Below are 10734 nucleotides of genomic sequence, written 5' to 3'. Positions count from 1 at the left end.
GGCCTTCTATGAATTCCTCCATGCCATCCTGCTGGAGTACATCCCCTTCATCGTGCTGCTGTTCGCCCTGTTCACCGTGGCCGGCGGCGTGCGCCTGAAGGGCTCGCTGGTGGGCACCCCCGTGGTCAACACCGGCATCCTGGCCGTGGGCACCATCCTGGCCAGCTGGATGGGCACCACCGGTGCCGCCATGCTGCTGATCCGCCCCCTGCTGCGCGCCAATGCCCACCGCAAGTACCGTGTGCATTCCGTGGTCTTCTTCATCTTCCTGGTGGCCAACATCGGCGGCTCCCTGACTCCCCTGGGCGACCCGCCGCTGTTCCTGGGCTACCTGAAGGGCGTGAGCTTCTTCTGGACCACCACCAACCTGTTCGTGAAGACCTGCTTCATGTCTCTGGCCCTGCTGGGCATCTACTTCGTGCTTGATACCGTCCTGTACGGCCGTGAAGGTCGTCCCCAGCCCCCGCATGATCCCAACAAGGTGGAAGAAAAGCTGGGCCTCGACGGCTCCATCAACCTGCTCTTCCTGCTGGGCATCGTGCTCTGCGTGCTGGTCTCCGGCATGATCGACCTCGGCGAAGCCATCAACATCCACGGCGTGGGCATCGATGGCCAGAACCTGCTGCGCGACATCCTGCTGCTCTGCCTGGCCGGTCTGTCCTGGAAGTTCACCACCCGCCAGTGCCGTGAACTCAACGGCTTCTCCTGGGCCCCCATCGAAGAAGTGGCCAAGCTCTTCCTGGGCATCTTCCTGAGCATGATCCCCGCCCTGGCCATCCTGCGTGCCGGTACCGACGGCGCCCTGGCCGGTGTCATCAACATGGTCTTCCATGACGGCGAGCCCGTGAACTACATGTTCTTCTGGCTGACCGGCGTCCTGTCCAGCTTCCTGGACAACGCGCCCACTTACCTGGTGTTCTTCAACACCGCCGGCGGCGACCCCGTGCACCTGATGACCGACATGGCGCCCACCCTGGCCGCCATCTCCGCCGGTGCCGTGTTCATGGGCGCCAACAGCTACATCGGCAACGCCCCCAACTTCATGGTGAAAGCCATCTCCGACGAAAACGGTGTCCGGATGCCCTCCTTCTTCGGGTATCTGCTGTGGTCCCTGGCGTTTCTGGGGCCGGTGTTCCTGCTGGACGCCCTCATCTTTTTCCGGTAAGGAGGCGACGGGACAATGAGAGAAGACAGTAAAAAACTGACGGAACTGGCCGGCCGCATCTATGACCTGGATACGGAGGTGTACCGGGTGCTGGGCTCCGGCCTGGGCCGGGTGTTCAGCGGCAGCCGGGAGGCCCGGGTCCGGGAGATGGTCCACTACATGACCGCCCAGCCCGACGGCCACGTGCTGCGCAGCGAGATCGCCCTCATCGGCAACATGGCCCGCACCATCCAGGACAAGGAGGAGCGGTCCCGGCTGATGCGGGAGTATGACGCCATCCTCAAGCAGGTGGAGGCTCTGCCCAACAGCTTCGCCGCCGGCGACATTCTGGACGAGGGGCTGGCCAGCCTCAACTCCAGCGCCCACCTATCCGGCCGGTTCGGGGAGGATAACCACCTGATCATCTGCATCGGCCGCACCTACGGCTCCGCCGGCACCGACATCGGCTTCGCCCTGGCGGACGCCCTGAAGATCAACTACTATGACACGGAGATCTTCACGGAGGTGCTGGAGCGGCTGGAGGCCGACAAGGAGGACGTGGTGGACCGGGCCAGCTTTGCCCATAAGCAGAACCTGAACCAGACCCCCGAGGGGGTGAAGGAGCGGTCCTTCCGGGAAAGGCTGCGGGAGTTCAACCGCTACCACGGCCTGCCCAAGGAGGACGCGGTGTTCTTCAACCAGAGCGACCTGCTCCACGAGATGGCCCAGCGGGAGGACTTCGTCATCATGGGCCGCTGCGCCGACGTGATCCTCACCAACCAGCGCATCCCCCACATCAGCATCTTCATCAACGCGCCCTTTGAGCTGCGGGCCCGCCGGGTCATGGAGACCGACGACCTGAGCTACAAGAACGCCTGCAAGCTGCTGCGCCAGCTGGACCGCCGCCACCGGAAGTATTACCAGTTCTACACCGGCCGCCAGTGGGGCAACTCCGTCAACTATGACCTGTGCATCAACAGCGCCAGCTACGGCATCGAGGGCTCCGTGCAGCTGATCCGCCGGATCATCGAAAAGCATACAAAACGGTAAGACTGCCGGGATTTCCGGCGCCGGGGCGGACACCTGTCGGGTGTCCGCCTTTTCCCGTCCGCGGCGGGCGGACGGGCCTGTCTCTGGCTGAAAAACAGCCGCCGGCGGGGGCGCTTGGGGCTTTTGCACAAAAGAACGGGGCGGTCTCCGGCAAAATCTTTCCGGGAAAACCGGGGGAAAATTCCACGGAAAATGTTGACGGACCGGGAAAAATATCGGATAATATACAGGACTGTGCCAAAAATATGAAAACGGGGGAATGACCATGAAAAAGGCGTATCTCGTATTGGAAAATGGCCGGGCATTGCAGGGCTATCGCTTTGGCGCCGACAGTGACGCTGTCGGCGAATTGGTGTTTCACACCGGCGTTGTCGGTTATGTGGAGACACTGACGGACCCCAGCTATGCCGGACAGATCGTGATGCAGACCTATCCGCTCATCGGCAATTATGGAATTATGGAAGAGGATTTCGAGGGAAAGTGCGCCGCCCGTGGCTACGTGGTCCGGGAATGGTGTGACGTGCCCTCGAATTTTCGTACTCAGTACGATCTGGACACCTTCCTGAAGAACCAGGGCGTTCCCGGCCTGTACGGCGTGGACACCCGGGAGCTGACCCGCATCCTGCGGGAGGAGGGGACCATGAACGCCGCCATCTGCGATGAAATCCCCGCCGACCTGACGGCCCTGAAGGACTACCGCGTCCGTGACGCGGTGAAGTCCGTCACCGGCACGTCCCTCACCGTGTGCCCCGCGGAGGGGGAGGAGCGGTTCCGGGTGAGCCTGGTGGACTGCGGCGTGAAGCGCAGCCTCATCCGGGGACTGCAGGCTATGGGCTGCACCGTGACGGTGCTGCCCGCCTCCGTCACGGCGGAGGAGATTCTGGCGGACGGGCCTGACGGCGTGGTGCTGTCCGCCGGCCCCGGCGACCCGGCGGAGAACGCCTTCCTGGCGGAGCAGGTGAAAAAGCTGCTGGGGAAGAAGCCCGTGTTTGGCGTGGGCCTGGGCCATCAGCTGATGGCGCTGGCCGCCGGCGGCCGCACGGAGAAGCTGAAATGCGGCCACCACGGCGGCAACCAGCCCTCCCGGGACCTGGTGACCGGCCGGACCCACATCACCAGCCAGAACAACAACTACACCGTGACCCCCGGCTCCGTGCCCGGCGGCGTGGTCCGCTTCGTCAACGCCAATGACGGCGCCTGGGAGGGCATCGACTACCCGGAGCTGCGGGCCTTCTCCGTGCAGTTTGACCCGGTGCTCAGCTCCGGTTCCAGGGATGCGAATCTCCTGTTTGACCGCTTTGCGGATCTGATGAAAGGTGGTGCCCTGTAATGCCTCTGGATACCAGTATCAGGAAAGTTCTTGTCATCGGCTCCGGCCCCATCGTCATCGGCCAGGCCGCCGAGTTCGACTACGCCGGCACCCAGGCCTGCCACGTGCTGAAAGAGGCCGGGGTGGACGTGGTGCTGTGCAACTCCAACCCCGCCACCATCATGACCGACCAGGCCATGGCGGATGAGATCTATCTGGAACCCCTGACCATGGACACCATCAAGCGCATCATCCGCAAGGAGAAGCCCGACGCCCTGCTGGCGGGGCTGGGCGGCCAAACCGGCCTGACCCTGGCCATGCAGCTGGACAAGGAGGGCTTCCTGCAGGAGCAGAACGTGCGTCTGCTGGGCACCTCCGCCGCCGCCATCTCCAAGGCGGAGGACCGGGAGCTGTTCAAGGAGGCCATGATGGAAATCGGCCAGCCCCTCATCGCCTCCGACGTGGCGGAGACGGTGGCCGGCGCCCTGGCCGTGGCGGACCGCATCGGCTATCCCGTCATCGTCCGGCCCGCCTTCACCCTGGGCGGTGGCGGCGGCGGCGCCGCCAAGGACGCCGAGGAGCTGCGGATCATCGCCCAGACGGGCCTGGACGCCTCTCCCATCACCCAGGTGCTGATTGAGAAGGCCATCTTCGGCTGGAAAGAGATCGAGTTTGAGACCATGCGGGACAGCGCCGGCAACGCCATTGCCATCTGCTCCATGGAAAACGTGGACCCGGTGGGCGTCCACACCGGCGACTCCATCGTGGTGGCCCCCGCCCAGACCCTGGCCAATCAGGAGTATTCCATGCTCCACACCGCTGCCCTGGACATCGTGAACCACCTGGGCATCGTGGGCGGCTGCAACGTGCAGCTGGCCCTGAACCCCAACAGCTTTGAGTATGCCGTCATCGAGGTGAACCCCCGGGTGTCCCGGTCCTCGGCCCTGGCCTCCAAGGCCACCGGCTACCCCATCGCCAAGATGACCGCCAAGCTGGCCCTGGGCTACACCCTGGACGAGGTGAAAAACGACATCACCGGCACCACCGTGGCCTGCTTCGAGCCCACCGTGGACTACATCGTGGTGAAGATGCCCAAGTGGCCCTTCGACAAGTTCGCCGACGCCTCCCGGAAGCTGGGCACCCAGATGAAGGCCACCGGCGAGGTCATGTCCATCGCCCCCAGCTTCGAAATGGCCCTGATGAAGGCCGTCCGGGGCTGTGAGATTGGCATGGACACCCTGAACCGGAAGCCCGATGACGGCGATGACGCCCCCATCGAGGAGCGGCTGGCCCGGGTGGATGACCACCGCCTGTTCACCATCTTCGAGGCCATCAAAGCCGGCGTCTCCCTGCGGACCATCAACGAGATCACCCAGATCGACATCTGGTTCCTGTCCCACATCCAGCGCCTGGCGGACTTCGAAAAGCGCCTGGCGGCGGAGGGGTTGACGGAGGAGACCTACCGCCAGGGCAAGCAGTTCGGCTACCCCGATGCCACGCTGCTGCGGCTCACCGGCGCGGCGGAGCTGCCCTGCGCCCACAAAACCGCCGTCTACAAGATGGTGGACACCTGTGCCGCCGAGTATGACGCCGAGACCCCCTACTTCTACTCCACCGCCGACGAGGACTGCGAGGCCCGCAGCTTCCCCCGCAGCGGCAAGCCCGTCATCATGGTGCTGGGCTCCGGCCCCATCCGCATCGGCCAGGGCATCGAGTTTGACTACTCCTCCGTCCACTGCGTCTGGACGCTGAAGCAGCTGGGCTACGAGGTGGTCATCGTCAACAACAACCCGGAGACCGTCTCCACCGACTATGACACCGCCGACCGGCTGTACTTCGAGCCGCTGTCCCCGGAGGACGTGATGAGCATCATCGACGTGGAGAAGCCCGTGGGCGTGGTGGTGGCCTTCGGCGGCCAGACGGCCATCAAGCTCACCAAGTATCTGGACAGCCACGGCGTGCGCATCATGGGCACCTCCGCCGAGTCCATCGACATGGCGGAGGACCGGGAGCGGTTCGACGAGCTGCTAGAGCGGTTCCACATCAAGCGGGCCGCCGGCCGGGGCGTCCTGGGTCTGGAAGAGGCTCTGCGGGCCGCCAACGACCTGGGCTATCCCGTGCTGCTGCGCCCCTCCTACGTCATCGGCGGCCAGAACATGGTCATCGCCCACAATGACGAGGAGGTCCGCCGGTACATGGAGATCATCCTCTCCGGCAAGATCGAAAACCCCGTTCTGGTGGACCAGTACCTGATGGGCACCGAGCTGGAGGTGGACGTGATCTCCGACGGCGTGGACGTGCTGATTCCCGGCGTCATGCAGCACATTGAGCGCACCGGCGTCCACAGCGGCGACTCCATCGCCGTCTACCCGCCCTTCTCCATCGGCGACAAGATGCTTCACACCATCATCGACTGCTCCGAGAAGCTGGCGCTGAGCCTGAAAACCCAGGGCCTCATCAACATCCAGTACCTCATTTACCAGGGCGAGCTGTACGTCATCGAGGTGAACCCCCGGGCCTCCCGCACGGTGCCCTACATCTCCAAGGTCACCGGCGTGCCCATGGTGGACCTGGCCACCCGGGTCATGGTGGGCCAGCCCCTGAAGTCCCTGGGCTACGGCACCGGCCTCTATCAGCAGCCCCCCTACGTGGCGGTGAAGGTCCCCGTGTTCTCCTTCCAGAAGATCACCGACGCCAACGCCGCCCTGTCTCCCGAGATGAAGTCCACCGGCGAGGTGCTGGGTCTGGGCAAGAACCTGCAGGAGGCCATGTTCAAGGGCCTCATCTCCGCCGGCTACCAGCTGGAAAAGCCCCAGCGGGGCGGCATCCTCATCTCCGTCAACCGCCGGGACCAGCCGGAGGTGGTGTCCATCACCCGAAAGCTGGATGACCTGGGCTACAAGCTCTACGCCACCGACGGCACCGCCCGGGAGATCGGCCGCCTGGGCACCCACGTGGAAGTGGTGGGCAAGCTGGGCCGGGACAACCACGTCTTCGAGCTGCTGGAGGCGGGCGCCATCGACTACGTGATCCTCACCGGGTCCACGGAGCCGGCCTACATCCGGGATTTCATCCACCTGAACCACCGCTGCGTCCAGCTGGGCATCCCCTGCCTCACCTCTCTGGACACTGCCGCCGCCCTGACGGACATTCTGGAGAGCCGCTACACCCAGCAGAACACGGAGCTGATCGACATCTGCCACCTGCGCTCTGAGCGCCAGACCCTGCGCTTCACCAAGATGCAGACCTGCGGCAATGACTATATCTTCCTGGAGAACTTCCGGGGGGAGATCACCTGCCCCGAATCCCTGTGCGTGGCCTTCTGCGACCGCCACTTCGGCATCGGCGCCGACGGCATCGTGCTGATGGAGAAGTCTCAGAAAGCCGACGCCCGGATGCGGATGTTCAACGCCGACGGCACCGAGGGCCAGATGGCGGGCAACGCCCTGCGCTGCATGGCCAAGTACCTGCGGGACAAGGGCTTCGTCCAGGGCGACAGCGTCACCATCGAGACGGACAAGGGCGTCAAGACCGTGGAGATGTACGTGGCCAACGGCAAGGTGACCTCCGCCTGCGTGGACATGGGCTACGCCGCGCTGGACACCTCCGCCCTCCGGCTGAACCTGCCGGAAAAAGAGGTGGTGGACTATCCCGTCACCATCGGCGGCCGGGAATACCGCATCACCTGCGTGGACATGGGCAACCCCCACTGCGTGGTGTTCTGCGACCGGGTGGAGCCGCTGGACGTGGCGGCCATCGGCCCGCAGTTCGAGCACGCGGAGTACTTCCCGGAGCGGGTCAACACCGAGTTTGTCCGGGTGGTGAATCCCAGCACCATCAAGATGCGGGTGTGGGAGCGGGGCAGCGGCGAGACGCTGGCCTGCGGCTCCGGTGCCTGCGCGGCGGTGGCGGCCGCCGTGGCCAACGGCCTGTGTGAAAAGGGCCGGGACATCACCGTCAAGGCCCGGGGCGGCGACCTGGTGGTGAACTACACCGACGGAAAGGTGACCCTCACCGGCGACGCGAAGCTGGTGTACGAGGGCAGCGCGGAATATTGATGACCTGAGCCTGTCGAAGCGTCCTCCGGACTTTTTCGACAGCCTGCGGCAGCCGGCGCTGTGACCAGCGCCGGCTGCCTTTTCGGAAAGGAGAGAGGGAAATGGAGGAACAGACCCTTCAGCCGTCGGAGAGCTTTCTGGTGGCGGCGCTGCTGGCCATCAGCGGCGGCTTTCTGGACGCCTATACCTATGTGTGCCGGGGCGGGGTGTTCGCCAATGCCCAGACCGGCAATCTGGTGCTGCTGGCGGTGCGGCTGTCGGAGCAGCAGTGGGGAGAGGCCCTGGGGTATCTGGCGCCGGTGACGGCGTTCTCGGTGGGGGTGGTGCTGGCGGAGCTGATCCGGGAGCGCCTGCCCGCCAGCCGCCGGTTCCACTGGCGGCATCTGGTGCTGGCGCTGGAGGTGCTGGTGCTGGCGGCGGCCGCCGCGCTGCCCCTGGGCGGGGCGGACTGGCTGGTGAACGTGATGGTGTCCTTCGTCTGCGCCATGCAGGTGGAGGCCTTCCGGAAGGTGCGGGGCCAGCCCTTTGCCAGCACCATGTGCACCGGCAACCTCCGCAGCGGCACGGACCTGCTGTACCGGGGGCTGCGGACCGGGGAGCGGAAGCTGGTGGGCAAGGCCCTCCGGTATTTCGGCGTCATCGGCTGCTTCATGGCCGGTGCGGCCCTGGGCGGCCTGCTCTCCGCCGGTTGGGGACAGTGGGCCGTTCTGACGGCAGTCTGCTTCCAGATGGCGGCGTTTTTCCTCATGAGCCGGGGACAATCGTTGAAAATTTATGAAAACGGATGAATTTTTCGACGGGAGAAACGGCGCAATGGGCAGTTTTCCCAATTGACAATTTACAGTAATACGTAGTTAAATAAATGCATGACAAGGACGTCTGGTGCCGCTTTTGGGCGGATACCAGGCGTCCCTGACGTTTTTTCGGGCTTTCCGCCGGTCGGACAGCCCGGGAGGGAGAGAGATTTATGCAGCTTATTGAGAGTATCAACGGTTTGATCAACGGTTGGGTCTGGGGCCCGCCCATGCTGATTCTGATGGGTGTCGCAGGCGTGCTGATGACGCTGCTGACCGGCGTGTTCCAGCTGCGCCACATCGGCCACTGGATGAAAAAGACCGTCGGCGGCATCGTGGGCAACCGGGACGTCACTGCCCACACCAAGGACAAGTCCATTTCCCAGTTCCAGTCCCTGTGCACGGCCCTGGCCGCCACGGTGGGCACCGGCAACATCGTGGGCGTGGCGGGCGCCATCGCCTCCGGCGGCCCCGGCGCCGTGTTCTGGATGTGGGTCATCGCCTTTTTCGGCATGATGACCAACTACTCCGAAAACGTTCTGGGCATCTATTACCGCCGCAAGAACGCGGCGGGGGAGTGGTCCGGCGGCGCCATGTACTACCTGCGGGACGGTCTGGGCAGCAAGCCCGGCTGTAAGGCCATCGGCACGGTGCTGGCGGTGCTGTTCTCCGTGTTCTGCTTCCTGGCCTCCTTCGGCATCGGCAACATGACCCAGGTGAACTCCATTGCCAGCAACATGCGCTCCGCCTTCGGCGTGCCCACCTGGATCACCGGTATCGGCGTCCTCATCGCCGTGGGCGCGGTGGTGCTGGGCGGTCTGAAGCGCATTGCCGCCGTCACCGAGAAGATCGTGCCCTTCATGGTTATTCTCTACATCGCCGGTTCCGTGGTCATTCTGGCGACCCACTTCACCATGCTGCCCGCCATCTTTGTGTCCATCTTCAAGGGCGCCTTCGGCATGCAGGCCGTGGGCGGCGGCATTGTGGGCTTCGGCCTCAAGCAGGCGGTGGTCATGGGCATGAAGCGGGGCGTGTTCTCCAACGAGGCGGGCCTTGGCTCCTCCGTCATGGTCCACTCCAACTCCAACGTGGAAGAGCCGGTGCAGCAGGGCATGTGGGGCATCTTCGAGGTGTTCGCCGACACCATCATCGTCTGCACCCTCACCGCCGTCTCCATTCTGGCCTCCGGCGACATTGACCTGGCCACCGGCCAGCTGGCGGCGGGCGTGGAGTCCTCCGGCCTGGCCTCCGCCGCCTTCGGCGCCATGTTCGGCCGCCCCGGCGAGATGTTCATCGCCGTGGCCATCCTGCTGTTCGCCTTCTCCACCGTGCTGGGCTGGAGCCACTACGGCAGCAAGGCCTGCGAGTATCTGCTGGGCCTGAAGGCTACCTGGGTCTATAAGGTGGTGTTTACCGCGGCCACTTTCGGCGGCGCGGTGATGGGCCAGAACCTGGCCTGGGACATTGCCGACACCCTCAACGGCCTGATGGCCATTCCCAACCTCATCGGTGTGCTGGCCCTGTCCGGTACGGTGGCCGCCATCACGAAGAACTATCTGGAACGCAACCTGCAGGGGAAGCAGGTGAAGCCCATGCTCTCCGCCTTTGCCGACGTGCAGGCGGAGCAGGAACAGTCTCTGGCATCCCGCAGCGGCAGGGAGACCGCCGGGAAATGACAGGGAAATGAGGAAAACCGCCTCCGGTCCGGAGGCGGTTTTTTGTATATCAGAAAACCACTCGCTGGGCGAGTGGTTCAAAAGAAGCCTGATGGCGATGATGTAGACAGAAAGACTCCCTTTGCTTTAAAGTAAGAGTGCGGTCCGCCAACTGCACAACAAAAAAGCAAAGGGAGGTCATCCAGTGAATGACGTAAATAGTTTATCGCATACGAGCTGGAATTGCAAATATCATATCGTATTTGCACCAAAGTATCGCAGGAAAGTATTTTATGGGGAAAAGCGACGGGAAATCGGAGAGATTTTGCGAACGCTGTGTAACTGGAAGAAAATCAGGATCATAGAAGCAGAGGTGTGTCCGGATCATGTGCACATGCTGGTGGAGATACCGCCGAAAGTGGCAGTATCGAGCTTTATGGGGTACCTGAAGGGGAAGAGCAGCCTGATGATCTACGAAAAATTTCCGGAATTGAAGTACAAGTATCGGAACAGAGAGTTCTGGTGCAGAGGGTATTATGTGGATACAGCGGGAAAGAATGCGAAAAAGATAGAAGAATACATCCGGCACCAGTTGGACGAAGACAAGGCCGGAGAACAACTGACGATGGGGAATTTTTAAAGAACCCGTTTACGGGTAGCAAGTAGCAAAACCTTCGCGGCTGGCGGATCGTACTTGCGCGACGTGACGCGCGAGCTAGTAATA

6 protein-coding genes and 1 pseudogene are annotated in these 10734 nt (G+C 63.5%); all 7 read left to right on the top strand.

What is annotated here, in order from left to right; all coding sequences use genetic code 11:
- The coding region (locus tag SOX55_RS07750; RefSeq protein WP_325286870.1) for a sodium:proton antiporter at nucleotides 1-1165 on the top strand (1165 nt) is incomplete at its 5' end.
- 15 nt (nucleotides 1166-1180) lie between these two features.
- Nucleotides 1181-2194, top strand: coding sequence for a cytidylate kinase-like family protein (locus tag SOX55_RS07745; protein ID WP_325286869.1), 1014 nt, complete (start codon nucleotides 1181-1183; stop codon nucleotides 2192-2194).
- A gap of 259 nt (nucleotides 2195-2453) precedes the next feature.
- Complete coding sequence (carA, locus tag SOX55_RS07740; protein ID WP_325286868.1) at nucleotides 2454-3524, top strand: glutamine-hydrolyzing carbamoyl-phosphate synthase small subunit; 1071 nt, start codon at nucleotides 2454-2456, stop codon at nucleotides 3522-3524.
- A complete protein-coding gene (gene carB, locus SOX55_RS07735; protein WP_325286867.1) occupies nucleotides 3524-7561 on the top strand; it encodes a carbamoyl-phosphate synthase large subunit in 4038 nt (1345 codons plus the stop codon). Before carA ends, carB begins: the two co-directional genes overlap by 1 nt.
- 101 nt (nucleotides 7562-7662) lie before the next feature.
- Nucleotides 7663-8349 carry a YoaK family protein gene (locus SOX55_RS07730; RefSeq protein ID WP_325286866.1) on the top strand — a complete coding sequence of 229 codons (687 nt, stop codon included), beginning with the start codon at nucleotides 7663-7665 and terminating at the stop codon, nucleotides 8347-8349.
- A 179-nt stretch (nucleotides 8350-8528) separates the two neighbouring features.
- On the top strand, nucleotides 8529-10031 hold the full coding sequence (locus tag SOX55_RS07725) for an alanine/glycine:cation symporter family protein (RefSeq protein ID WP_325286865.1): 1503 nt from the start codon (nucleotides 8529-8531) through the stop codon (nucleotides 10029-10031).
- Between the two features lie 184 nt (nucleotides 10032-10215).
- A pseudogene (gene tnpA, locus SOX55_RS07720) lies at nucleotides 10216-10676 on the top strand (IS200/IS605 family transposase).
- Nucleotides 10677-10734: the final 58 nt, after the last annotated feature.

Origin of the sequence: Dysosmobacter sp. (assembly GCF_034093755.1) — a bacterium.
Taxonomy (GTDB): domain Bacteria; phylum Bacillota; class Clostridia; order Oscillospirales; family Oscillospiraceae; genus Oscillibacter.
Note: the sequence above shows the minus strand (reverse complement) of the source record. Positions and strands in the feature narration are given on the sequence as shown.

Coding starts and splice junctions, on each gene's coding strand:
- SOX55_RS07745 (WP_325286869.1), top strand. CDS start 1,181: ATGAGAGAAGACAGTAAAAAACTGACGGAACTGGCCGGCCGCATCTAT.
- carA (WP_325286868.1), top strand. CDS start 2,454: ATGACCATGAAAAAGGCGTATCTCGTATTGGAAAATGGCCGGGCATTG.
- carB (WP_325286867.1), top strand. CDS start 3,524: ATGCCTCTGGATACCAGTATCAGGAAAGTTCTTGTCATCGGCTCCGGC.
- SOX55_RS07730 (WP_325286866.1), top strand. CDS start 7,663: ATGGAGGAACAGACCCTTCAGCCGTCGGAGAGCTTTCTGGTGGCGGCG.
- SOX55_RS07725 (WP_325286865.1), top strand. CDS start 8,529: ATGCAGCTTATTGAGAGTATCAACGGTTTGATCAACGGTTGGGTCTGG.